The sequence below is a fragment of the Variovorax sp. GW821-FHT09D07 genome (assembly GCF_059416345.1).
In genome coordinates this window covers 1-24001 of the sequence record NZ_JBWKOY010000012.1, presented here as the reverse complement: position 1 = coordinate 24001, position 24001 = coordinate 1, and the positions used below count along the sequence as shown (strand labels likewise).

17 protein-coding genes are annotated in these 24001 nt (G+C 68.5%); 8 read left to right on the top strand and 9 right to left on the bottom strand.

Annotation, left to right across the window (positions count from 1 at the left end; translation table 11 throughout):
- Positions 1 to 12 precede the first annotated feature (12 nt).
- The 6 genes from AC07OX_RS28705 to AC07OX_RS28680 all read left to right on the top strand — a co-directional run bounded on the left by AC07OX_RS28705 (position 13) and on the right by AC07OX_RS28680 (position 6834).
- A complete protein-coding gene (locus AC07OX_RS28705) occupies positions 13 to 879 on the top strand; it encodes a branched-chain amino acid ABC transporter permease (RefSeq protein WP_495262695.1) in 867 nt (288 codons plus the stop codon).
- Between the two features lie 10 nt (positions 880 to 889).
- Positions 890 to 1921: a branched-chain amino acid ABC transporter permease gene (locus AC07OX_RS28700; protein WP_495262694.1), complete on the top strand. Its 1032-nt coding sequence runs from the start codon at positions 890 to 892 to the stop codon at positions 1919 to 1921.
- On the top strand, positions 1918 to 3030 hold the full coding sequence (locus tag AC07OX_RS28695; protein ID WP_390347099.1) for a class II histone deacetylase: 1113 nt from the start codon (positions 1918 to 1920) through the stop codon (positions 3028 to 3030). The genes AC07OX_RS28700 and AC07OX_RS28695 overlap by 4 nt, the downstream gene beginning before the upstream one ends.
- 63 nt (positions 3031 to 3093) lie before the next feature.
- Complete coding sequence (locus tag AC07OX_RS28690; protein WP_495262693.1) at positions 3094 to 3714, top strand: CHAP domain-containing protein; 621 nt, start codon at positions 3094 to 3096, stop codon at positions 3712 to 3714.
- A 20-nt stretch (positions 3715 to 3734) separates the two neighbouring features.
- A complete protein-coding gene (locus tag AC07OX_RS28685; RefSeq protein ID WP_070063693.1) occupies positions 3735 to 4502 on the top strand; it encodes a class II glutamine amidotransferase in 768 nt (255 codons plus the stop codon).
- Positions 4503 to 4617: 115 nt separating this feature from the next.
- On the top strand, positions 4618 to 6834 hold the full coding sequence (locus tag AC07OX_RS28680) for a TonB-dependent receptor (protein ID WP_495262692.1): 2217 nt from the start codon (positions 4618 to 4620) through the stop codon (positions 6832 to 6834).
- Here AC07OX_RS28680 and gshB read toward each other — a convergent pair whose 3' ends face one another.
- The 9 genes from gshB to AC07OX_RS28635 form a co-directional block, all read right to left on the bottom strand.
- Positions 6835 to 7788 (bottom strand): glutathione synthase, encoded by a 954-nt coding sequence (gene gshB / locus AC07OX_RS28675; RefSeq protein WP_495262691.1) that lies wholly within the window; start codon positions 7786 to 7788, stop codon positions 6835 to 6837.
- Positions 7788 to 9071: a benzoate/H(+) symporter BenE family transporter gene (locus AC07OX_RS28670; RefSeq protein ID WP_495262690.1), complete on the bottom strand. Its 1284-nt coding sequence runs from the start codon at positions 9069 to 9071 to the stop codon at positions 7788 to 7790. Before AC07OX_RS28670 ends, gshB begins: the two co-directional genes overlap by 1 nt.
- A gap of 127 nt (positions 9072 to 9198) precedes the next feature.
- Entirely contained in the window at positions 9199 to 11067 is a 1869-nt protein-coding gene (locus AC07OX_RS28665) for a potassium transporter Kup (RefSeq protein WP_495262689.1), read from the bottom strand.
- Positions 11068 to 11223: 156 nt separating this feature from the next.
- Complete coding sequence (gene gshA, locus AC07OX_RS28660; protein WP_062477724.1) at positions 11224 to 12540, bottom strand: glutamate--cysteine ligase; 1317 nt, start codon at positions 12538 to 12540, stop codon at positions 11224 to 11226.
- 184 nt (positions 12541 to 12724) lie between these two features.
- Positions 12725 to 14017: a glutamate-5-semialdehyde dehydrogenase gene (locus AC07OX_RS28655; RefSeq protein ID WP_369644975.1), complete on the bottom strand. Its 1293-nt coding sequence runs from the start codon at positions 14015 to 14017 to the stop codon at positions 12725 to 12727.
- Positions 14018 to 14081: 64 nt separating this feature from the next.
- Positions 14082 to 15152, bottom strand: a complete 1071-nt coding sequence (gene holA / locus AC07OX_RS28650) for a DNA polymerase III subunit delta (protein ID WP_062477727.1) — start codon at positions 15150 to 15152, stop codon at positions 14082 to 14084.
- A gap of 23 nt (positions 15153 to 15175) precedes the next feature.
- On the bottom strand, positions 15176 to 15697 hold the full coding sequence (locus AC07OX_RS28645) for an LPS-assembly lipoprotein LptE (protein WP_062477729.1): 522 nt from the start codon (positions 15695 to 15697) through the stop codon (positions 15176 to 15178).
- Positions 15698 to 15732: 35 nt separating this feature from the next.
- Positions 15733 to 18363 (bottom strand): leucine--tRNA ligase, encoded by a 2631-nt coding sequence (gene leuS, locus AC07OX_RS28640; RefSeq protein WP_495262688.1) that lies wholly within the window; start codon positions 18361 to 18363, stop codon positions 15733 to 15735.
- A gap of 87 nt (positions 18364 to 18450) precedes the next feature.
- Positions 18451 to 19926 carry an FAD-dependent oxidoreductase gene (locus AC07OX_RS28635; RefSeq protein ID WP_495262687.1) on the bottom strand — a complete coding sequence of 492 codons (1476 nt, stop codon included), beginning with the start codon at positions 19924 to 19926 and terminating at the stop codon, positions 18451 to 18453.
- Between the two features lie 130 nt (positions 19927 to 20056).
- Between AC07OX_RS28635 and AC07OX_RS28630 the strand changes: the two genes are divergently transcribed.
- Both AC07OX_RS28630 and glgB read left to right on the top strand, forming a co-directional pair.
- A complete protein-coding gene (locus AC07OX_RS28630) occupies positions 20057 to 21715 on the top strand; it encodes an alpha-amylase family glycosyl hydrolase (RefSeq protein WP_495262686.1) in 1659 nt (552 codons plus the stop codon).
- Positions 21716 to 21720: 5 nt separating this feature from the next.
- Positions 21721 to 23901: a 1,4-alpha-glucan branching protein GlgB gene (glgB, locus tag AC07OX_RS28625; protein WP_495262685.1), complete on the top strand. Its 2181-nt coding sequence runs from the start codon at positions 21721 to 21723 to the stop codon at positions 23899 to 23901.
- Positions 23902 to 24001: the final 100 nt, after the last annotated feature.

Sequence of the window (24001 nt, the reverse complement as noted above, 5' to 3'; positions counted from 1 at the left end):
CACCTCCCCACCATGGCCTGGCTCGAAACCCTCATCAACGGCGTGCTGCTCGGCGGCCTCTATGCGCTCTTCGGCCTCGGGCTGGCGCTGGTCTTCGGCGTGATGCGCATGGTCAACCTCGCGCACGGCGAGTTCGTGGTGCTGGCGGCGTACTTCGCGGTCTTCCTGGCCACGCAGTTTCCCGGCGTGTCGCCGCTCTTCTTCATCGTGCCGGTGGCGCTGGCGGCCTTCGGCATGGGCTACCTGCTGCAGCGGCTGCTGCTGAACCGCGCGGTGGCCACCGACGATCCGCTCACGCCGGTGCTGGTCACCTTCGGCATCGCGGTGGTGCTGCGCAACCTGATGGTCGAGCTGTTCGGCGCCGACCCGCGCGCGCTCGACGGCGGCGCGCTGGCCACAGCGGGCTTCGAGATCGGCGGGTTGCGCATCGGCTGGTACCCGGTGCTGGTGCTGGTGCTCGCGGTGCTGGCCTTCGGCGCGCTGCAGTGGCTGCTGCAGCACTCGCGCTTCGGGCTGGTGGTGCGCGCCACCTCGGACCACCGCGAGATCGTGCGCACGATGGGCGTGCGCCCGCGCCATGTGTATGCGGTGGTGATGGGGCTGTCGCTGGCCTTCGCGTCGGTGGCGGGGCTGCTGCTGGCGCTGCGCACCTCGTTCACGCCGTTCTCGGGCGTGGAGCGGCTGCTGGGCGCGTTCGAGGTCGTGATCATCGGCGGCCTGGGCTCGTTCCGCTGGGCGCTGGTCGGCGGCATCGCGCTGGGCGTGGCGCAGCTCGTGGGCCAGCGGCTCGATTCCAACGCGGGCGCGCTGTACGCCCACCTGCTGTTCTTCGCGGTCCTGATGGTGCGCCCCAACGGCATCGCTGGCGCACGTACCTGAGATGACTTCGATGCGCCATTCGTCCCTCGCCCCCTGGATCGGCTTCACCGCCGCGGCCGTCGCCATCGCCTTCGCGCCCACCGTGGCCGACGGCGGCCTGCTGCGCCTGCTCAGCGAGGTGCTGATCACGCTGGCCATGGCCCAGATGTGGAACCTGCTGGCCGGCTACACCGGGCTGGTGTCGATGGGCCACCAGGCCTTTGCCGGCATCGGCGCCTACCTGCTGTTCGTGGCCTCCGACCGGCTGGGCATCTCGCCCTACTGGATGGTGCCGGTGGCGGGCCTGGGCGGCGCACTGCTGGCCGCCGTGGTGGCGCCGCTGATGTTCCGCCTGCGCGATGCCTACTTCTCGATCGGCATGTGGGTGCTGGCCGAGATCGTGCGGCTCTTGGTCGCCAAGTTCCCGCTGTTCGGCGGCGAGTCGGGCGTGCCGCTGCAGGCGGTGCGGCTGGTGGAGGCCGAGAGCTTCCAGCAGAACGCGTTCTGGATCTCGGGCGCCATCGGCCTCGCAGCAGTGGCCGGCGTGTACCTGCTGATGCGCTCGCCCTTCGGCCTGGGGCTGATGGCGGTGCGCGACAACGAACTGGCCGCCACCAGCATCGGCGTGAACGTGTGGCGCAACCGCTTCATCGCCTTCGTGCTGTCGGGGCTGGGCTTCGGGCTGGCCGGCGGGGCGCACTTCATGGGGACGATGTTCGTCTCGCCCGACTCGGCCTTCGACATCAACTGGGTGGTGACGGCGATGTTCATCGTGATCATCGGCGGCATCGGCACCATCGAAGGGCCGCTGATCGGCACCGTCATCTACTTCGGGCTGCGCGAGCTGTTCAACACCTGGTTCGCGATGTCGGGCGGCTGGTACCTGATCGCGATGGGCTGCATCGCCATTGCGGTCATGCTGCTGGCACCGCGCGGCCTGTGGGGGCTGGCGCGCGAGCGCTGGGGCTGGCGCGGCCTGAGCGTGCAGCGCCATCCACCACCGCGCGACGAAGCCTCGCTGCCCGCACCTCTTCCTCCCTCCACACAAGGACGCACCGCATGAAGACCACCGCCTTCTTTCACGACGAACGCACCTTCTGGCACGTGCCCGGCGGGCTGCATGCCCTGTTCCTGCCGGTGGGCGGCTGGGTGCAGCCCATGGCCGGCAGCGGCATGGCCGAGTCGCCCGATTCCAAGCGCCGCATCAAGTCGCTGATGGACGTGTCGGGCCTGAGCGCGCAGCTCGACGTGCTGAGCGCGCCGATGGCCAGCGAAGAAGACCTGCAGCGCGTGCACCCCGCCAGCTACCTGCAGAAGTTCAAGGCCGCCAGCGACGCCGGCGGCGGCGACCTGGGCGAGGTCGCGCCCTTCGGCCCGGGCAGCTACGAGATCGCGAAGCTCTCGACTGGCCTGGCCATTGCCGCGATGGACAGCGTGCTGCAGGGCCGCCACCGCAACGCCTTCGCGCTCACGCGCCCGCCGGGCCACCACTGCCTGCGCGAGCACAGCATGGGCTTTTGCCTGTTCAACAACATCGCGGTGGCCATCGAGACCATGAAGGCGCGCCACGGCCTGGGCCGCGTGGCCGTGATCGACTGGGACGTGCACCACGGCAACGGCACGCAGGAAATCTTCTACGACCGCCCCGACGTGCTCACGCTGTCGCTGCACCAGGAGAACTGCTTCCCGCCCGGCTACAGCGGCGCCGAAGACCGGGGCACGGGCGCGGGGCTGGGCTTCAACGTCAACATCCCGCTGCAGCCCGGCGGCGGGCACGCGGCCTACATGCACGCGTTCGAGCGCATCGTGACGCCGGTGATCGACCGTTACCGCCCCGAGCTGATCGTGGTGGCGAGCGGGCTGGACGCCAACGGCGTCGACCCGCTGGCGCGCATGCAGCTGCACCCCGAGTCGTTCCGCCAGATGATGCGGCAGGTCAACGCGCTGGCCGCGAAGCATTGCGACGGGCGCGTGGTGGTGGTGCACGAAGGCGGCTACTCGGAAGCCTGCGTGCCCTTCTGCGGACTGGCGGTGGTGGAAGAACTGTCGGGCCACCGCACCGAGGTGGAAGACCCGTTCAGCGACTTCTTCGGGCTGCAGCAACCGTCGGCGCGCTTCGATGCGTTCCAGCGTGAATTGATTGGCGAGATGGCGGCGTTGCACGGGCTCTGAGACGTTCGCATGGACTAAGCTCGTCGCTGCCGGCCCGTGGCCGCGCGTCCTGCTTCACCGTCCATGCCCCGCTTCATCACCCGCCGCACCGTCGTCGTTCTCTCTGCCCTCGTCCTCGTCGCCCTGCTCGGCCTGTGGGCCGCGAGCCGCTTCAACGTCAACCCGGCGCACGCACCCGGCGAAGTGATCGACCAGTTCGAGGGCGTGCCGGTGTACTACAACGGCGCCATCAACCACGTCGACGGACGCAGCGTGGCGCCCGACGGCTACAACATCGGCCTGCGCTGGCAGTGCGTGGAGTTCGTCAAGCGCTACTACTACGAGCGGCACCAGCACCGCATGCCCGAGGCGCGCGGCCATGCCAAGGCCTTCTTCGACGCGGCCGTGGCGGACGGCGCGTTGAACGCCGCGCGCAACCTGGTGCAACACCGCAACGGCGGCGCGAGTGCGCCGGCGGTGGGCGACATCGTCGTGTTCGCGCCGTGGCTCTTCAATCCCTACGGCCACGTGGCGATCGTGTCGCGCGTGGACGCCGACGCGGTCGAGATCGTGCAGCAGAACCCCGGGCCCTTCGGCACCTCGCGCGAACGCCTGCCGCTGGTACTCGCTGAAGGGCGCACGCACCTGGGCACCGAGCGCGTGCTCGGGTGGCTGCGGCTGCCCGCCCCCTCCTCCAAATCCTGAATCGCGGTCTAATCACAGCCATGTGCCAATTGCTAGGGATGAACTGCAACACGCCGACCGACGTGACCTTCAGCTTCACGGGGTTCGCGCAGCGCGGTGGCCGCACCGACCACCATGCCGACGGCTGGGGCATCGCGTTCTTCGAGGACCGCGGGCTGCGCCACTTCGTCGACCACCAGCCGGCCTGCGAGTCGCCGGTGGCCGAGCTGATCCGGCGCTACCCGATTCAAAGCCGCAACGTCATCGCGCACATCCGCAAGGCGACGCAGGGCGAGGTCAACCTGCAGAACTGCCACCCCTTCGTGCGCGAGCTGTGGGGCCGCTACTGGGTGTTCGCCCACAACGGCGACCTGAGGGACTTCCGCCCGCGCCTGCACGGCAACTTCCACCCGGTGGGCAACACCGACAGCGAGCACGCCTTCTGCTGGATCATGCAGGAGCTGGCCAAGTCGCACGCGGGCGTGCCCAGCGTCGAGGAGCTCACGCTCACGCTGCGCGAACTGGCGCCGCAGCTGGCGGCGCACGGCACCTTCAACTTCATGCTGTCCAACGGGCAGGCGCTGTGGGCGCATGCCTCCACCAACCTCTGGTACGTGGAGCGCCGCCACCCCTTCGTGACGGCGCAGCTGTCGGACGAAGACCTGGAGATCGACTTCGCCCAGCACACCACGCCCACCGACCGCGTGGCCGTGGTGGTGACGGCGCCGCTGACCACCAACGAGACCTGGACGCCCTTCGCCTCGGGCGAGTTGCATGTGTTCGTGGATGGCCAACGGATGCCACGCTGAGGCCTGACATTCAGTCTTTTGGCTGACACTTTTTTGCAACAGCGCAAGAAAGTATCGATGAGTGAGTGCAAACAATGAACAATAACTGTTCTCATTTGCATTCGTTCGATCTTTCATGCCCGCTCCTCGCTTCTTCCTCCGGCCGACCGTGGCCGCCTCGCTGCTGGCCCTTCACGCCCTGACGGCCCTGGCGCAGACGCCGCCCGCTGAACCGGCGGCCCCCGCCAGCGGCACGCTGAGCACCGTCACCGTCGAAGCCAGCGCCGACGCCTCGGCCGAAGGCCTGACCAAGCCCTTCGCGGGCGGGCAGGTGGCGCGCGGCGGGCGCGTGGGCATCCTGGGCAACCAGGACATGATGGATTCGCCCTTCTCCAGCACCAGCTACACGCACGAGCTGATCCAGAACCAGCAGGCCAAGAGCGTGGCCGACGTGCTGCAGAACGACCCCTCGGTGCGCGTGGCGCGCGGCTTCGGCAACTTCCAGGAGTCGTACTTCATCCGCGGCTTCGTGGTGAATTCGGACGACATCGCCTACAACGGCCTGTACGGCCTGCTGCCGCGCCAGTACATCTCGTCGGAGCTGTTCGAGCGCGTCGAGGTGCTGCGCGGCGCGAGCGCCTTCCTGAACGGCGCCACGCCCACGGGCGGCGGCATCGGCGGCAACATCAACCTGCTGCCCAAGCGCGCGCCGAACGACCCGCTCACGCAGGTCACGCTGGGCACGGCCAGCGGCTCGCAGAGCTATGTGTCGACCGACATCGCGCGCCGCTTCGGGCCCGACCAGAGCCTGGGCGTGCGCCTGAACGCGGCCCACCGCGACGGCGGCACCGGCGTGAACGCCGAGCAGGTGAAGCTCGACGTGGCCTCGGTCGGCTTCGACTGGCGCAGCCGCAACGCGCGCATCTCGGCCGACATCGGCCACCAGGAACATCGCCTGACGCGCACGCGCCCGAACGTGACGCTCGGCGCCGGCGTGACGCGCGTGCCGTCGGCACCCGACAACCAGCTCAACTACGCGCAGCCCTGGACCTACTCCAACGAGCGCGACACCTTCGGCTCGCTGCGCGGCGAGTACGACCTCACCGACAACGTGACGGCGTGGATCGCCGGCGGCGCGCGCAAGAGCCACGAAGGCAATGCGCTGGCCGGCCTCACGCTCACGAACAACCTCGGCATGGGCAACATGTCGCGCTTCGAGAACCAGCGCCAGGACAGCACCCGCACGGCCGAAGCCGGCGTGCGCGGCAAGTTCACGACCGGCCCGGTGAACCACACGGTGGTGGCCTCGTACTCGTACTACCAGCTCAAGGAGAAGAACGCCTACAAGTGGGACTTCTTCAACCCCCTGAAGACCCACCTGTACGCGCCCATCGGCTACCCGATCCCGACCTACACGGCGAGCGCGTTCCGCGGCAACGACATGGACAACCCCGCGCTGCTGACGCAGACGCGCCTGAGCAGCCTGGCGATCGGCGACACGCTGTCCTTCCTGGACGACCGCGCGCAGCTCACGCTCGGCGTGCGGCGCCAGAAGCTGGAAAGCACCGACTTCGCCTACGACACCGGCAAGCCCACCGCCTATGAGAAGAGCCGCACCAGCCCGATGGCCGGCTTCGTGTTCAAGCTGCAGCCGCAGGTGTCGCTGTACGCGAACTACATCGAGGGCCTGAGCAAGGGCGACACCGCGCCCACGGTATCGACCGGTGGCGCCGTGCGCAACGCGGGCACGCAGCTGTCGCCCTATGTGTCCAAGCAGAAGGAGATCGGCATCAAGTTCGACGGCGGCCGCATCGGCGGCGGCCTGGCCTTCTTCACCACCGACAAGCCGCGCGCCCTCGTCAACAGCGCCGGCTACTACGTGGCCGAAGGCCGCGACCGCCACCAGGGCCTGGAGCTGACCGCGTTCGGCGAAGCGGCCAAGGGCGTGCGCCTGATGGGCGGCATCACCTTCCTGGATGCCAAGCAGCGCGCCACGGGCGACGCCACGACCGACGGCCGCCGCGTCATCGGCATCGCCAAGACGCAGGGCACCCTCGGTGTGGAATGGGACGTGCCGGGCGTGCGCGGCCTGTCGCTGGACGGCCGCGTGGTGGCCACGGGCCCGAGCTACGCCGACGCCGCCAACACGCTGCGCGTGCCCGGCTGGACGCGCTTCGATGTCGGCGCGCGCTACCTCACCGAGGTGGCCGGCAAGCTGGTGACGCTGCGCGCGCGCATCGACAACCTGACCAACCGCAACTACTGGGCCTCGGTGGGCGGCTACCCGAACAACGGCTACCTGGTGCTCGGCGCGCCGCGCACCTTCACGCTGTCGGCGTCGGTCGACTTCTGATCAGGCCGAGGCCAGGTGCGCCTCGAGCGCATCGATGAACATCTTCGGCACATCGAAGCCGGTCTGCTCGGTGATCTCCTGAAAGCAGGTCGGGCTGGTCACGTTGATCTCGGTGACCGCGTCGCCGATCACGTCGAGCCCGATCAGCAGCAGCCCGCGCGGCGCGAGCACCTTGCCGATGGCTTCGGCGATCTCGCGGTTGCGCGCCGTGAGCGGCTGGGCCACGCCCTTGCCGCCGGCCGCGAGGTTGCCGCGCACCTCGGTGCCCTGCGGAATGCGCGCCAGCACGAAGGGCGCCGGTTCGCCCGCGATGATCAGGATGCGCTTGTCGCCCTGCGTCACCTCGGGCACGAAGCGCTGCACCATGATGGTTTCGGCGCCGTCCTTGTTGAGCGTCTCGACGATGGAGCCGAGGTTCAGCGCGTCCTGCTTCACGCGGAAGATGCCCATGCCGCCCATGCCGTCGAGCGGCTTGAGGATGATGTCGCCGTGCTCGGCATGGAAGTCGCGCACGGCCTGCGCGCTGCGCGTGACCAGCGTGGGCGTGACGAACTGCGGAAACTCCATGATCGCGAGCTTCTCGGGATGGTCACGCAGCGCGCGCGGCGAGTTGACCACCTTCGCGCCCTCGCGCTCGGCCTGCTGCAGCAGGTGCGTGGAATAGATGTACTCGGCGTCGAAGGGCGGGTCCTTGCGCATCAGCACGGCGTCGAAGTCCTTCAGCGCCTTCGATTCGAGGATGTCGACGCGGTACCAGTCCTTCGGGTCACCCGTCAGCGTGATCTGCTGCACCACCGCCGAGACCCGCCCGCCGGACTTCCACTGGATGTCCTGCGGCAGGCAGGCCGCGATGCGGTGGCCGCGGCGCTGGGCCTCGCGCATCATCGAGAAGGTCGTGTCCTTGTAGATCTTGAAGTGATCGAGCGGGTCGGCGACGAAGAGGATGTTTTTCATCAGGCGTTCTTTCCGGCGCCGGGAGCGGCGGCTGTGGAGGGGGTTTCTGGCGGCATGTTGCCGGAAGCGGCGATGTCCTTGCCGGCGGGGGCTTTTTCAATGGGCAGCTGCACCCGTGCACGACCGACCTGCTGCACCGCCAGCGCCACCGCGCCGGCCACCACGCCCCAGAAGGCGGAGCCGATGCCGGCCAGCGTCACGCCCGAGAGCGTGACCAGGAAGGTGATGAGCGCGGCCTCGCGGTGCGCCTCGTCGCGCACCGCCGCCGCCAGCCCGCCGCCGATGGTGCCCAGCAGCGCCAGCCCGGCGATGGCCGCGACCAGCTCCTTCGGAAAGGCTGTGAGCAGGCCCGTGACGGCCGCGCCGAACAGGCCGATCACCACGTAGATGGCGCCGCAGCTCACGGCCGCCGTGTAGCGCCGCGCCGGGTCTTCGTGCGCCTCGCGGCCCATGCACATGGCGGCCGTGATGGCGCTCAGGTTGAGCGCGAAGGCGCCGAAGGGCGCGAGCACCAGCGTCGCGAGGCCGCTGATGGTGATCAGCTTGCTGACCGGCAGGTCGCTGTAGCCGCTGGCGCGGATCGCCGCCACGCCGGGCAGGTTCTGCGAGGCCATGGTCACGACGAACAGCGGCAGCGCCAGGCTCACGATGGCCTGCCAGGTGAACACCGGCACCGTGAACACCGGCCAGGTGAGCGAGAAGTGCACCGCCGACCACGCCAGCTCGCCGCGCGCGGCCGTGAAGGCGATGGCCACCAGCAGCGTGAGCGGCACCGCGTAGCGCGGCAGCAGGCGCTTGCCCACGAGGTAGGTGGCGAGCATCAGCAGCACCAGCGGCAGCGCGGTCTGCGCCGCCGTGAAGGCCGAGATGCCGAAGCGCGCGAGCACGCCGGCCAGCAGTGCCGAGGCGATGGCCATCGGGATCTTGTTCATCACGCGCTCGAACCAGCCGGTGGCGCCCGCGAGCACGATCAGCACCGCGCAGACGATGAAGGCGCCCACCGCCTCGCCCATGCCATAGCCCGCACCGGCCACGGCCAGCACGGCCGCGCCGGGCGTGCTCCAGGCGATCATGACGGGCTTGCGCCACCACAGCGAGGGCAGCGCCGAAGCCAGCCCCATGCCGATGCCCAGCGCCCACATCCACGAGGCCGCCATCTCGGGCGTGGCGCCGAAGGCCTGGGCGGCCTGGAACACGATGGCCACCGAACTCGTGAAACCCACGAGCACGGCGACAAAGCCCGCGGTGAAGGCCGAAAGGCTCAGGTCCTTGAAGAATCGCATGCCGCGATTCTGCCCGCGACATCTCTTCGCCAGAAACACCGCGGAACCGGCTTTGCCGGGCCGCAGGTGTTGCCCCCGGTAGGGGGTTGGCGAAGCGACACGAAGTGCGCGTAGCCTGGGGGCGAGCCTAAATCTCGATCTTGGAGCCGAGCTCGACCACGGCGTTGTTCGGCAGGCCCAGGAAGGCCGCCGCGCCGCTCGCGTTGTGGTGCATCTGCGCGAACAGCTTCTCGCGCCAGGGCGCCATGCCGCTGCCCAGCGTGGGGATCACGACGTCGCGCGAGAGGAAGTAGCTGGTCGTCATCGGCTCGAGCTGGCAGCCGCGCATGCGTGCGTTGTCGAGCGCGCGCGGCAAGTCGATGTCGTTCTTGAAGCCGTAGTGCACGATCACCTGCCAGCAGTGGTTGCCCAGCGCCTCGATCTCGATGCGCTTGTCCATCGGAATCCAGGGCACCTCGTGGTTGCGCACGGTGACGAACATGTTCTGCTCGTGCAGCACCTTGTTGTGCTTGAGGTTGTGCAGCAGCGCGTTGGGCACCACGCCCGGTTCGGCCGTGAGGAACACGGCCGTGCCGTCCACGCGCGCGGGCGGGCTCATGAACACCGAGCCCAGGAACGACTTCAGGTCGATCGCGTCGGCGTGCTGCGCCTCGCCCATGAGGCGGCGGCCTTCCTTCCAGGTGACCATCAGCGTGAACACGGCGCCGCCGATCAAGAGCGGGAACCAGCCGCCTTCGAACAGCTTGAGCAGGTTCGAAGCGAAGAACAGGAAGTCGACCACGAAGAAGATCGCGGTCGAGGCGATGCACAGCGCCAGCGGCAGCTTCCAGGCGTAGCGGATCACGAAGAAGGTCAGGATCGTGGTGATCAGCATGTCGGTGGTCACGGCGATGCCGTAGGCCGCGGCCAGGCTGCTCGAGGTGCGGAACATCACGACCGCCATCACGATGGCCACGAACAGGCCCCAGTTGACCAGCGGGATGTAGATCTGGCCGGCCGTGCGCACGCTGGTGTGCTCGATGTTCAGGCGCGGCAGGTAGCCCAGCTGGATCACCTGGCGCGTGACGCTGAAGGCGCCGGTGATGAGCGCCTGCGAAGCGATCACCGTCGAGAGCGTGGCCAGCAGCACGAGCGGAATGAGCGCCCATTCAGGCGCCATCATGAAGAACGGGTTCTTCACGGCCTCGGGGTTCTCCAGGAGCAGCGCGCCCTGGCCCAGGTAGTTGAGCGTGAGCGCCGGCATGACGACCGAGAACCACGCGATGCGGATCGGCTTCTTGCCGAAGTGCCCCAGGTCGGCGTACAGCGCCTCGGCGCCGGTCACGCACAGCACCATCGCGCCCAGCAGGATGAAGCTGGTGCCCGGGTTGTCCCAGATGAATTTCAGCGCGTACCAGGGGTTCAGCGCCTTGATGATCTCGGGGTGGTGCCCGATCTGCCACACGCCCAGCACGGCGATGGCCGCGAACCACGCCAGCGTGACCGGGCCGAAGAACTTGCCGATGCCCGCCGTGCCGCGCTTTTGCACCGCGAACAGGCAGAACAGCACGACCAGCGTGATCGGGATCACGTAGTGCTTGAAGTGCGGCGACACCACCTCCAGGCCCTCGACCGCCGAGAGCACCGAGATGGCCGGCGTGATCACGCCGTCGCCATAGAAGAGCGAGGTGCCGAAGATGCCGACGATCAGGAGCAGCTGGCGCAGCCTGGGCTTGTCGGCCACGGCCTGGGAGGCCAGTGCGAGCATCGCGACCAGGCCGCCCTCGCCTTCGTTGTCGGCGCGCAGCACGAGCACGACGTACTTGATGGAGACGATGACCGTGAGGGTCCAGAAGAACATCGACAGGATGCCGTAGACGTTCTCCACGGTGAACGGCACATGGCCGTGACCGAAGACTTCCTTGACCGCATAGAGAACGCTGGTGCCGATGTCGCCGTAGACGACGCCGATGGCGCCGACGATGAGGCCGGCAGAGATGTTTTTGGGGGCTGACACGGGGGTCGATGGGAAAAGGTTGGCTCGCAATGATCGACGCGTCAGTCACGCCGGGGTGCCGCGGCCGTGCCGCGCATCCCTCCGCCCTTTTGGTTCCGTTGCTGTGGGGCCGCTATTTTGCCGTTGCCCGCCGACGCCGCAACCCGCCCCCGCCGCTCATTCGTAGATTTCGGCGTCCGGGTCGGTCGCTTCCATCTCGTAACTGGCCGCGACCATGGCCAGGCGCCCCACCACGCCATACATGTAAAAACGGTTGGGGGCGCTGGCGCCGGGCTTGGCGCCCGGCTGCGGCAGCTGCGCACTTTCCGAGAAGGCCAGCGGCACGTAGCTGGCGCCCGGCTGCTTGAGGTTCTCGTCGGCGGCGCGCTCTGCGTGCACGCGGTAGAAGCCGCCCACCACGTAGCGGTCCATCATGTAGACCACCGGCTCGGCCACGCCGTTGTGCACGCGCTCGTTGGTGAGCACGCCTTCCTGCACGATCAGCTCGGTGGGCTCGCGCAGGTCGCGCCCGGCGCTGGTCTTGGCGGGCGACGAAGTGGCGGTGCGCGACTTGCCGATCAGCGCCTCGACCTCCTTGGCATCGCGCACGGTCACGACGCCGGGGCTGCCGCTGCCGCTGTGGCCGCCCTTGACGACCACGAAGGGCTTCTCGTTGATGCCGTATTCCTTGTACTTGCGGCGCACCTTGGTGAGCACCGCGTCGACATGGCTGGTGAGCACGTCGATGCCGCGGCCCTCGGCCACGTCGACGCCTTCGGCGCGCGCGTAGATCGGGTTGATCAGCCAGGGATCGATGCCCAGCAGCTTGCCGAAGCGCTTGCACAGCTCTTCGTAGCTGTGCAGGTGGTTGCTCTTGCGGCGCACCGACCAGCCTGCGTGCAGCGGCGGCAGCAGGTACTGCTCATGCAAGTCTTCGAGGATGCCGGGCGTTCCCGCAGAAAGCTCGTTGTTGAGCAAAATTGTGCAGGGATCGAAGTTCTTCAGGCCCAGGCGGCGCTTGGAACGCACCACCGGTTCGAGCGTCACGGTCTCGCCATTGGGCAGTTCGATCTTCTTGGGCGACTTGATGGCCGGATCGATCGAGCCGATGCGCACATTGAGGCCCGCCATGTGGAAGATGCGCACCAGTTGCGCGACGTTGGCGAGATAAAATGTGTTTTTCGAGTGGTTTTCAGGAATGACGAGCAGGTTGCGCGCCTCCGGACAGATCTTCTCGATGGCCGCCTGCGCGGCCTGCACCGCCAGCGGCAGCATTTCCTTGGTGAGGTTGTTCCAGCCGCCCGGGAACAGGTTGGTGTCGACCGGAGCCAGCTTGAAGCCCGCGTTGCGGATGTCGACGGCGCTGTAGAACGGCGGCGTGTGCTCCATCCACTCGAGGCGGAACCAGCGCTCGATGGCGGGCATCGAGTCGAGCACCCGCTGCTCCAGTTCGTTGATCGGGCCGGTCAGGGCAGTGACGAGATGCGGAACCATGCAGCGGCCTTGTTGGTTTTGTGCTTAAAGGTGGAGTGGAATTGTAGGATTTGGGGATGGCGCGCCCGATGACAAGCAGCCAAAGAGAACAAAGCACCCCAATCCACAACACACGTTGCAAGAACACCGCGGCACGGGCCTCGCCGCGCCGCCGGCCCGATGGCCCCGGCCTTTCGGACCCCGATTAACCGCGGACTTCGCCCTGCCCCAGCACCACGTACTTGAGCGAGGTCAGGCCTTCGATGCCGACCGGGCCGCGCGCGTGGAACTTGTCGGTGCTGATGCCGATTTCGGCGCCCAGCCCGTACTCGAAACCGTCCGCGAAGCGCGTGCTCGCATTCACCATCACACTGGCCGAATCGACCTCGCGCAGGAAGCGCTGGGCGTTGATGTGGTCGCGCGTGACGATGGCGTCGGTGTGGTGGCTCGAGTAGCGGTTGATGTGCGCAATGGCCTCGTCCAGCCCCGCCACCACCTTGATGCTGATGACGGCGGCCAGGTACTCCTCGGACCAGTCGGACTCGACCGCATCGATCACCTTGGCCTGCGGATGGTGCGCCTCGCTGGCGCGCAGGATCGCGGCGGCGGCCGGGTCGCAGCGCATCTCGACGCCCTTGGCGGCGAAGATGGCGGCGATCTCGGGCAGGAAGTGGTCGGCCACCGAGGCCGCCACCAGCAGGCCTTCGGCGGCGTTGCAGGGGCTGTACTTCTGGGTCTTGGCGTTGTCGACGATGCGCAGCGCCATGTCGAACTCGGCCGTGTCGTCCACGTAGACGTGGCAGTTGCCGTCCAGGTGCTTGATGACGGGCACCTTGGCGTCGCGGCTGATGCGCTCGATCAGGCCCTTGCCGCCGCGCGGAATGATCACGTCGACGAATTCGGGCATGGCGATCAGCTGGCCCACGGCCTCGCGGTCGGTGGTCTGCACCAGCTGCACCGCATCGACCGGCAGGCCGGCTTCGGCCAGCGCCTCGGACACCAGGAGCGCCAGCGCCTTGTTCGACTCGATGGCCTCGGAGCCGCCGCGCAGGATGGCCGCGTTGCCGCTCTTGATCGCCAGGCTCGCGGCCTCGATGGTCACGTTGGGGCGGCTCTCGTAGATCATGCCGAAGACGCCGATCGGCACGCGCATCTGACCCACGCGGATGCCGCTGGGCTGCTGCTTCATGCCGATGATCTCGCCGATCACGTCGGCCATGCCGGCCAGTTGCTCGCAGCCCTCGGCCACGGTCTCCAGGACCTTGGGCGTGAGCTTGAGCCGGTCGACCATCGGGGCCGACAGGCCGGCGGCCGTGGCGCGCTCCAGGTCCTTTTGATTGGCGACGGCCAGCGCGGGGCCGGCTTCGCGCAGGCGCCGGGCCAGCGCTTTCAGTGCTCTGTTTTTGGTAGCTGCATCCGCACGGGCCATGAGGAATGCAGCGGCTTTGGCTTGCAGACCGAGGGTCTGCATGTGCTCGCTGACGTTGAACGCGTTCATGGCGCGCATTTTCCCACGCGGACCTTCGGCCCGGCTGACGCGGGCCTTTTGATGGCGATCGACGTCAGGCGCGACGCGGCGCCGCGGCCGTGCTGCAGGCGCGGCACAGCATCAGCGCCAGCCGCTGCAGCGCCTGCCAGCCGCTGGCGGGCCAGTCGGGCTGCTTCAGGCCCTTGCAGATGCCGTCGACCAGGTGGGCCGCGCGCAGCAGCCGGGTCAGCATGCGGTCGTCCAGGCGCGGCAGCACGCGCTCGAAGGCGCGCTCGCGCGGGCCCCAGATGCGGTTCTCGCGCAGCGCCATCGGCAGCGGGCGGCCGGCGGCCATGGCGTCCTTCACGCGCTTGAGGGCGCGGATGTCCTCGGCGATCGTGTAGTGCACCAGCACCTCGGCCTCGCCCTCGGCCTGCAGGCCGTCGAGCATGCGCGCCACGCGCTGCGGGTTGCCGGCCAGCACGGCCTCGGAGAGCTTGAACACGTCGTAGCGCGCCACGTTGTTGACGGCGCCCTCGACCTGCTCCCAGCTCAGCTCGCCCGCCGGATGCAGCAGCGCGAGCTTCTGGATTTCCTGGTGCGCGGCGAGCAGGTTGCCTTCGACACGGTCGGCAAAGAACTGCAGCGTGCGCTGGCCTTCATCGCCGGGCATCACGCGCTGGTTCTGCAGCCCCAGGCGCTGGGCGATCCATTGCGGCAGCGCGGCGCGCTCGATCGGGTCGACCTGGATGCTCACGCCGTTGTTCTCCAGCGCCGAGAACCACGCGCCGGTGCGCGTGGCCTTGTCCAGGCGCGGCAGCATCACCAGCGTGAGCGTGCTGTCGTTGCCGGGCGCGCCCTCGGCCAGCTGCTGCAGCGCGACGCTGCCGTCCTTGCCGGGCTTGCCCGAAGGAATGCGGATCTCGACGATCTGCTTGTCGGCAAACAGCGAGAGCGAGCCCCCCGCAGCCAGCACCGCGCTCCAGTCGAAGTGCGCGCCGGCCACGGTGTACGAGCTGCGCTCGGTGTGGCCCTGCGCACGCGCGGCGGCGCGGATGGCGTCGGCCGCCTCCTGCGCGAGCAGCGGCTCGTCGCCGTGGATCGTGTAAAGCGGCTTCAGGCCCTTTTGCAGGTGGGCGCCGAGCTGGGCACTGGCAAGTTGCATTGAAAAAAGAACGGAAGCGACGCTTACAGGGACTGCACCGCCGCCAGCCGGCGCATCAGCTGCTGCGCGATGTCGGCCTGCATGTCGCGGAACAGCAGGTCGGCCTCGCCTTCCTTGGCCAGCGCGTTGGTTTCGTTGAAGCTCAGGTCGCGTGTCTGCGAGACCTCGGACGCGGGCAGCAATTCCTTGCCGCCCGGCGTGCGCAGGCTGAAGCGCACGCGCAGGCGCAGCTGCAATTCGCGCAGCAGGCCGGCGGAGTTGGTCGAGATCACGAAACGGTCGCGGTCTTCGCCCAGCACGACCAGCACGGCGTCGGCGGTGCTGGCCTCTTCCTTGGGCACCAGCGTCACGTTGCCGGCCGCGCGCAGCTCGCGCCGCAGCTGGTTGATGAGCGCCGTATTGCCTTCGAGCGACAGCGTCTTGAACGCGAAGTTCGGCGCCTTGCGCAGCGCGAAGCCGCAGCCGGACAGGGCCAGCGAAGCGCCTGCCACGCCGAGGCCCAGGAGAAAGCCGCGGCGCGGCTGCGAGGCATTGCGAATGTTCATGCGTCTGTCGTTTCCGTCGTTCTGCAGTGTCGGGTTCAGATGACCACGTTGACCAGGCGCCCGGGCACCACGATCACGCGCTTGGCCGGCGCGCCTTCGGCGAAGTTGACGAAGTCGTCGCAGGCGAGCGCCAGCCGCTCGATCTCGTCCTTCGAGGCACCGGCGGGCACCAGCAGCTTGCCGCGCAGCTTGCCGTTGACCTGCAGCATGAGCTCGACCTCGTCCTGCGCCAGCGCGGCCACGTCGACCACGGGCCAGGGGGCGTCGAGCAGGTCGCCCGAGGCCTTGTCGTAGCCGAGCTGCTGCCACAGCTGGTGCGCGATGTGCGGCGTGGCCGGGTACAGGCAGCGCAGCAGGATGCCGAAGCCCTCGCGCGCGGCGGCCGCGTCGCCCGCGCTGCCGTCGGGCTTGAAGCCTTCGAGCGCATTGAGCAGCTTCATCGCGCCCGACACCACCGTGTTGTATTGCATGCGCTGGTAGTCGTAGTCGATCTGGCGCAGCACGGTGTGCACCTCGCGGCGCAGGGCCTGGGCGGGCTTGCCGAAGCTCTGGCCGGCGAGCGCCACGGGCGCCACGTCGGCCTGGGCCACGCCGTAGTTCCACACGCGGCGCAGGAAGCGGTAGCTGCCCTCGACGGCCGCGTCGTTCCACTCGAGCGTGGCTTCGGGCGGCGCGGTGAACATGGTGTACAGGCGCGCGGTGTCGGCGCCGTACTTCTCGATCAGGTCCTGCGGGTCGACGCCGTTGCGTTCGCTCTTGCCCATCTTGCCCACGCCGCCGTACTCGACCTTGGTGCCGTCGGCCAGCGTGCCGCCGGTGATGCGGCCCTGTGCGTCGAGCACCGCCGTGACTTCGAGCGGCGGGAAGTAGTCCTTGCCGCCCTTCTCGTTGCGCTTGTAGAAGATGTGGTTGAGCACCATGCCCTGCGTGAGCAGCTTGGCGAAGGGCTCGTCGGCCTTCACCAGGCCCAGGTCGCGCATGACCTTGGTCCAGAAGCGCGCGTACAGCAAGTGCAGGATCGCGTGCTCGATGCCGCCGATGTACTGGTCCATCGGCATCCAGTAGTCCGCGCCCTCGGCGACCATGGCCTTGTCGTTGGTCGGGTCGCAGTAGCGCATGAAGTACCACGACGAATCGACGAAGGTGTCCATCGTGTCGGTCTCGCGCCGCGCAGCCTTGCCGCACACCGGGCACACCACGCCGGCGTGGAAGCCTTCGTGCTTGTTCAGCGGGTTGCCCGAGCCGTCGGGCACGCAGTCGGTCGGCAGCACCACGGGCAGGTCCTTCTCGGGGACCGGCACCGCGCCGTGTTCTTCGCAATGGATGATCGGGATCGGCGTGCCCCAGTAGCGCTGGCGGCTCACGCCCCAGTCGCGCAGGCGCCAGGTGGTCTGCAGTTCGCCCAGGTCCTTCTGGCCCAGCGCATGCGCCACGGCGGCCACGGCCTCCTTGTAGGTCATGCCGCTGAAGTTGTCGGAGTTGATGGTCACGCCGCGCTGCTTGTCGCCGTACCAGTCCTGCCACTTGTGATAGTCGAAGTGCGGCTCGTCGTCGACCAGCACGACCTGGATGATCTCGATGCCGTACTTGTTGGCGAAGGCGAAGTCGCGCTCGTCGTGTGCGGGCACGCCCATCACGGCGCCGTCGCCGTAGCCGATGAGCACGTAGTTGCCCACCCAGACCGGCACCTGCTCCTCGGTGATCGGGTGCTTGACCGTGAGGCCCGTGGGCACGCCCTTCTTCTCCTGCGTGGCCAGCTCGGCCTCGGTCGTGCCGCCACCCTTGCATTCCTCGATGAAGGCCGCGACCCTGGGATCGAGCGTGGCGGCGTGCGCGGCGAGCGGGTGCTCGGGCGCGACGGCGCAGAAGGTGACGCCCATGATGGTGTCGGCACGCGTGGTGAACACGTACATGCGACCGTCCTGGATCAGCTTGCCGCTCGCGTCCCGGATGTCATGCGTGAAGGCGAAGCGCAGGCCTTCGCTCTTGCCGATCCAGTTTTCCTGCATCAGCTTGACGCGCTCGGGCCAGCCCGGCAGCTTGTGCTGGGTGTGCTCGAGCAGTTCTTCGGCGTAGTCGCTGATCTTCAGGTAGTAGCCGGGGATCTCGCGGCGCTCGACGGTGGCGCCGGTGCGCCAGCCCTTGCCGTCGATCACCTGCTCGTTGGCCAGCACGGTCTGGTCGACCGGGTCCCAATTCACGACCTGGGTCTTGCGGTAGGCGATGCCCTTTTCGAGCATCTTCAGGAACAGCCACTGGTTCCACTTGTAGTAGCTCGGATCGCAGGTGGCGATCTCGCGGCTCCAGTCGATCGCCAGGCCCATGGCCTGGAGCTGGCCCTTCATGTAGGCGATGTTCTCGTAGGTCCACTTGGCCGGCGGCACGCCGTTCTTCAGCGCCGCGTTCTCGGCCGGCAGGCCGAAGGCGTCCCAGCCCATGGGCATCAGCACGTTGTAGCCGCTCATGCGCAGGTAGCGCGTGAGCATGTCGTTGATCGTGTAGTTGCGCACGTGGCCCATGTGCAGCTTGCCGCTCGGGTACGGCAGCATCGAGCAGGCGTAGTACTTCTTGCGGCTCGCGTCCTCGGTGACACGGTAGACATCGGCGGCGCGCCATTGCGCCTGGGCAGCGGACTCGACGTCGCTGGGTTTGTAGCTGGGGTTCATGACATCTCGGCAGGGCCCGGCTCGACGGCGGCCGGGAAGGCGGATTATCGCGCCGTGCGTGATCGTCCCCCGGGCTCCATGCCGGAATCAGGCCCTTTCCTGCGGCGGCGGGGCGGGCGTCCACTCGTCGCCGAACAGTTCCGGCTCACTGTAGGCCTCCAGATTCGCCCAGTGGTGGGCCGCGTCTTCCCGGTAGAACAGGCTGGCAAGCCCCGCCGCCAGGCGCCGCGCGCCGTCGCTGATGGCCGGAATGTCGCCCGACACCGTGCCGTGCGACAGCGCCGCCGGGTAGCAGAAGCAGTGGATGCGATCCAGCCCCGGGCAGGCGCCGGGCGCGTTTTCCTGGAATTCGAAGGCCGGCCCGAGGTCGGGCGAATCGGCCAGTTCGCGGTCTTCGTCGCCGGGCGCGGGCGTGAAACGGTCTTTCCAGGTACGAATGTGCGCGGCAATGCCTGCGAATTCGGGGCGAGCGGCCCAGTCGACCTGGAAACCTGTCGACACGATCAGGAAGTCGAATTCGAAGTCGCCCTTGGGCGTGGTCACCCGCAGCACCTCGCCCTGCGGCGCCACGGCCAGGATGGGGCAGCCGAAGTTGAAGAAGGCATTGGCGTGCCGCGACACCCGCAGCGTGCTGCCGTGCGGCGGCGGCACGTTCAGCACGTTGATGTAGTGGCGGATGCGCCATTTCAGTTCGTCGGGCAGGTCGTAGTGCCCCTGCGTGAGCCCCGGCACGCCGGCGCCCTTGCCCTTGTTGACGCGCGGCAGGTCGGGCCGGCGGATCAGCAGCTCGACGCTGTGCGCGCCGGCCTCGAGCGCGGTGGCGGCGCTGTCCATGGCCGAGGAGCCCGCGCCGACCACGCCCACGCGCAGGCCCTTCAGGCGGCCGTAGTCCATCTCGTCGGAGGAATGCGCCCACTTGGCGCGCGGCAGGCCGTCCACGAACGCCGGCACGGCCGGGCCGCCCAGGCCGTCGCGGCCGGTGGCCAGCACGACGCGGCGCGCCAGCACGCGGCGCTCGCCCTCGGGCGTGCGCAGGTCCAGGCGCACGGCGCTGGCGTCGGGCAACGGTTGCAAGCCAGTAACAGCGGTGTCGTTGCGCACGTCCACGCCCATCACGCGGCGGTACCAGACCAGGTAGTCCATCCACTGCAGGCGCGGGATCTTGTCCATCGCGGCCCAGGCCTCGGTGCCGAACTGGGCCTCGAACCACGCGCGGAAGGTCAGCGAGGGCAGCCCCAGCGCCGGGCCCGTGAGCTCCTTGGGCGAGCGCAGGGTTTCCATGCGCGCCGTGGTGGCCCAGGGGCCTTCGCGCCCGGCCGGCGTGCGGTCGAAGATCACCGCGCGGATGCCTTGTTGCGCCAGCGCGCCCGCCGCGGCCAGCCCGGCCTGGCCGCCGCCGATGATGGCCACGTCGAGCACGGGTTCGCCGTCGATCTGGCGCGGCGGCACCCAGGCGCGGGCGGGCCAGCCGAGGTAGTCGAGGTCCTGGGCGAGCCGGCGTTCGAGCGCGGCAAGGCCGATGGGTGGGGCGGAAGGGGAGAAAGCGGTGTCGTCGGTGGTCATCGGTCAGAGGTCGGGGCGGCAGCGCCCCGCCCTGCTGAATTTACCCACTTCCGCGCGGCGCCCGCCTGCCACAGCGTACCGCTGGCCCGGATTTCGCATGCCACAATGAATTTCGACCACAGGGGCAGGCATGAGCGGCAGCAACGGCGAATGGTGGCGGGGCGCGGTGATCTACCAGATCTACCCGCGCAGCTTCATGGACAGCAACGGCGACGGCGTCGGCGACCTGCCCGGCATCACGTCGAAGCTCGACCACGTCGCCCGCCTGGGCGTCGACGCGGTCTGGGTCTCGCCCTTCTTCCGCTCCCCCATGAAAGACTTCGGCTACGACGTGGCCGACTACCGCGCGGTCGATCCGCTGTTCGGCACGCTGGCCGACTTCGACGCCATGCGCGCACGCATGCATGCGCTGGGCCTGAAGCTCATCATCGACCAGGTGCTCTCGCACACCTCCGACCAGCACGCCTGGTTCGCGGAGAGCCGATCGAGTCGCGACAACCCGAAGGCCGACTGGTACGTCTGGGCCGACCCCCAGCCCGACGGCACGCCGCCCACCAACTGGCTCTCGGTCTTCGGCGGCTCGGCCTGGCAGTGGGACTCGCGCCGGCGGCAGTACTACCTGCACAGCTTCCTGGCCGAGCAACCCGATCTCAACTTCCATTGCGCCGCCGTGCAGGACGCCCTGCTCGGCGAGGTGCGCTTCTGGTGCGAGCGCGGCGTGGACGGCTTCCGCTTCGACGCCTGCAACCACCAGTTCCACGACGCGCTGCTGCGCGACAACCCACCGGCCACGACCGCGTCGATCGACGAGGTCAGCACCGTGCGCGCCGACAACCCCTACGCGATGCAGCAGCACCTGTACGACAAGAGCCAGCCCGAGAACCTCGTGTTCCTCGAGCGCCTGCGCCAGCTGCTCGACGGCTACGGCGCGGTCGCACTGGGCGAGGTCGGCGACGAGAACGCGCCGCCGGTCATGGCGCAGTACACCGAACTCGGCAAGCGCCTGCACCTGGCCTACAGCTTCAGCCTGCTCACGGCCGACCACAGCCCGAAGCACCTGCGCCACCAGGTCGAGTCGCTCGACGCCGCACTGGCCGTGACGAACGGCTGGGGCTGCTGGGCGGTGTCGAACCACGACGTGCCGCGCGTCGCCACGCGCTGGAGCGACGGCGCCGCGCCCGACACGCGCCGCGACCGGCTCTGGCTCGCGCTGCTGCTGGCGCTGCGCGGCAGCGCCAGCCTCTACCAGGGCGAAGAGCTGGGCCTGCCCGAGGCCGACGTGCCCTTCGAACTGCTGCAAGACCCTTACGGCCGCGCCTTCTGGCCCGAGTTCAAGGGCCGCGACGGCTGCCGCACGCCGATGCCCTGGACCGCCGATGCGCCCAACGCCGGCTTCAGCACCGGCACGCCCTGGCTGCCGGTGGACGGCGCGCACCTGCCGCTGGCCGTCGACCAGCAGGAGGCCGACCCCGGCTCGATGCTCGCCTTCAGCCGCGCGCTGCTGCACTGGCGCCTCACCCAGCCGCTGCTGCGCACGGGCGCGCTGGCGTTCGTCGATGCGCCCGCGCCGCTGCTGCACATCGTGCGCAGCGACGGGGACGCGGTGCTGCATGCGATCTTCAATACGGGGAGCGAACCGGTGTCGATTCCGTTGCCCGAGCCGCTGGTGCCGCTGGCCGGCCACCCGCTCGCGCCGACCGCGAACCTCACCGCCGATCCAAAGCCCCTGCTGACGTTGGCGCCTTATGGCGTGTGCTTCGGCACGACGGCCGAAGCAGGAGGACGCTGAACCCCATGCCCCCTTCTCCCTTCCTCCAAGCTGCCGACATCCACGCGCTGATGCGCGCCGAACACGGCGATCCGTTCGCCGTGCTCGGCCCCCACGAGACCGCCGACGGCCTCGAGGTTCGCGCGCTGATGCCCGGCGCGCGGCAGGTGGCCGTGGTGCATTCGCGCACCGGCTGGCCGCTGTCGATCCTTGCGCGGCACGAGGGCTCCGACCTGTTCAGCGGCCTCGTGCCCGCGGCCGAGGCGCGCATGGGCTACTCGTTCCAGGTCGACTGGGAGAACGGGCACGCCTCGCGGCTCGAAGACCCCTACCGATTTCCGTTCGTGCTCGGCGAGACCGACGTGTGGCTGCTGGCCGAGGGCACGCACCTGCGGCCGTGGGAGCGGCTGGGCGCGCACCTGCGCGAGATCGACGGCGTGAAGGGCGTGGCCTTTGCCGTCTGGGCGCCGAATGCGCGGCGCGTGTCGGTGGTCGGCGACTTCAACAACTGGGACGGCCGGCGCCACATGATGCGGCTGCGCCGCGAGTGCGGCGTGTGGGAGATCTTCGCGCCGCACGTGGCGACCGGCGACAGCTACGAGTTCGAGATCCTGTCGTCGCGCGGCGAGGTGCTGCGCAAGGCCGACCCCTTCGCGTTCTCGTCGCAGCTGCGCCCCGGCACCGCCTGCGTCGTGGCGCCGCTGCCCGCACCGGTACCGATGCCCGCCGGGCGCGCCGAGGCCAACGCGCACCAGGCGCCGATCAGCATCTACGAAGTGCACCTGGGCTCGTGGCGCCGCAAGCACCATGGCCAGGAATGGCTGGACTACCGCGAGCTGGCCGACACGCTCGTGCCCTATGTGCGCGACATGGGCTTCACGCACATAGAGTTGCTGCCCATCACCGAGCACCCCTTCGACGGCTCGTGGGGCTACCAGCCCATCGGCCTGTATGCGCCGACCTCGCGCTTCGGCACGCCCGGCGACTTCCGCCATTTCGTCGAAGCCGCGCATGCCGCGGGGCTGGGCGTGATCCTCGACTGGGTGCCCGCGCACTTCCCGACCGACGCGCACGGCCTGGGCAACTTCGACGGCACCGCGCTGTACGAGTACGCCGACCCGCGCGAGGGCTTTCACAACGACTGGCAGACGCTGATCTTCAACTACGCCCGCACGGAGGTGCGCAACTACCTCGTCGGCAATGCGCTGTACTGGCTGGAGCGCTACGGCGTGGACGGCCTGCGCGTGGATGCGGTGGCCTCGATGCTGTACCGCGACTACAGCCGCAAGGCCGGCGAGTGGGTGCCGAATGCGCAGGGCGGGCGCGAGAACCTGGAGGCCATCGATTTCCTTCGCCGCATGAACCGCGTGGTGGGCGTGGAGCGTCCGGGGGCCGTGACCATCGCTGAAGAGTCGACGAGCTTTCCTGGTGTGACGCGACCGCCGGAAGACGGCGGGCTGGGGTTTCACTACAAGTGGAACATGGGGTGGATGAACGACACGCTGGCGTATGCCGGGACCGATCCGGTCTATCGCAAGCACCACCACCAGCAGATCACCTTCGGGCTGATGTACGCGCACAGCGAGAACTTCGTGTTGCCGCTGTCGCATGACGAAGTGGTGCACGGCAAGGGGTCGATGATCGGGCGCATGCCTGGAGACGAGTGGCAGAAGTTCGCGGGGTTGCGCAATCTGTATGGGTACCTCTGGGCTTATCCGGGGAAGAAGCTGCTGTTCATGGGGGGGGAGTTTGCGCAGTACGCGGAGTGGAATGCGGATCGCGGGCTGGACTGGCATCTGCTGGAGCATGCGGCGCATCAAGGGGTGCGGCGGTTGGTGCGCGATCTGAACAACGTGTATCGGCACTTTCCTGCTTTGCATGAGCTGGACCACGAGGGTTCTGGGTTCGAGTGGCTGGTGCATGACGATGTGGCGCAGTCGGTGTTTGCGTTTGTTCGGCGGGCTCGGGATGGGGGGGTGGTTGTGGTGGTTTGCAACTTCACGCCTGTGCCTCGGGATGACTATCGGTTGGGGGTGCCTGTGGCTGGTTCTTACCGGGAGGTCATCAATACCGATGGGGTGGTTTACGGTGGGAGCGGTGTGGGGAATGGGGTGGTTGAGAGTTCTCCGGTGGGATGGCATGGGAAGAGCGATTCGATCGTGATTAGCGTGCCGCCACTCGCTACTTTGATGTGGGTGTTGAATTGACTCGCTCTGGGCTAGGCTGTGTTCCGGGGCCGGGTCTCGGCCCGGCGGCCGACCTACTTTTCTTTGCTTCGCCAAAGAAACGTAGGCAAAAGAAAGGCGA

Excerpts from the sequence above, each read along its gene's own strand:
- AC07OX_RS28670 (WP_495262690.1), bottom strand. The coding sequence starts at position 9,071 with ATGCGATTCTTCAAGGACCTGAGCCTTTCGGCCTTCACCGCGGGCTTT.
- AC07OX_RS28655 (WP_369644975.1), bottom strand. The coding sequence starts at position 14,017 with ATGAACGCGTTCAACGTCAGCGAGCACATGCAGACCCTCGGTCTGCAA.
- AC07OX_RS28695 (WP_390347099.1), top strand. The coding sequence starts at position 1,918 with ATGAAGACCACCGCCTTCTTTCACGACGAACGCACCTTCTGGCACGTG.
- AC07OX_RS28630 (WP_495262686.1), top strand. The coding sequence starts at position 20,057 with ATGAGCGGCAGCAACGGCGAATGGTGGCGGGGCGCGGTGATCTACCAG.
- gshB (WP_495262691.1), bottom strand. The coding sequence starts at position 7,788 with ATGAAAAACATCCTCTTCGTCGCCGACCCGCTCGATCACTTCAAGATC.
- AC07OX_RS28635 (WP_495262687.1), bottom strand. The coding sequence starts at position 19,926 with ATGACCACCGACGACACCGCTTTCTCCCCTTCCGCCCCACCCATCGGC.
- AC07OX_RS28700 (WP_495262694.1), top strand. The coding sequence starts at position 890 with ATGCGCCATTCGTCCCTCGCCCCCTGGATCGGCTTCACCGCCGCGGCC.
- leuS (WP_495262688.1), bottom strand. The coding sequence starts at position 18,363 with ATGAACCCCAGCTACAAACCCAGCGACGTCGAGTCCGCTGCCCAGGCG.
- holA (WP_062477727.1), bottom strand. The coding sequence starts at position 15,152 with ATGCAACTTGCCAGTGCCCAGCTCGGCGCCCACCTGCAAAAGGGCCTG.
- AC07OX_RS28685 (WP_070063693.1), top strand. The coding sequence starts at position 3,735 with ATGTGCCAATTGCTAGGGATGAACTGCAACACGCCGACCGACGTGACC.
- AC07OX_RS28690 (WP_495262693.1), top strand. The coding sequence starts at position 3,094 with ATGCCCCGCTTCATCACCCGCCGCACCGTCGTCGTTCTCTCTGCCCTC.
- glgB (WP_495262685.1), top strand. The coding sequence starts at position 21,721 with ATGCCCCCTTCTCCCTTCCTCCAAGCTGCCGACATCCACGCGCTGATG.
- AC07OX_RS28645 (WP_062477729.1), bottom strand. The coding sequence starts at position 15,697 with ATGAACATTCGCAATGCCTCGCAGCCGCGCCGCGGCTTTCTCCTGGGC.
- AC07OX_RS28680 (WP_495262692.1), top strand. The coding sequence starts at position 4,618 with ATGCCCGCTCCTCGCTTCTTCCTCCGGCCGACCGTGGCCGCCTCGCTG.
- AC07OX_RS28705 (WP_495262695.1), top strand. The coding sequence starts at position 13 with ATGGCCTGGCTCGAAACCCTCATCAACGGCGTGCTGCTCGGCGGCCTC.
- gshA (WP_062477724.1), bottom strand. The coding sequence starts at position 12,540 with ATGGTTCCGCATCTCGTCACTGCCCTGACCGGCCCGATCAACGAACTG.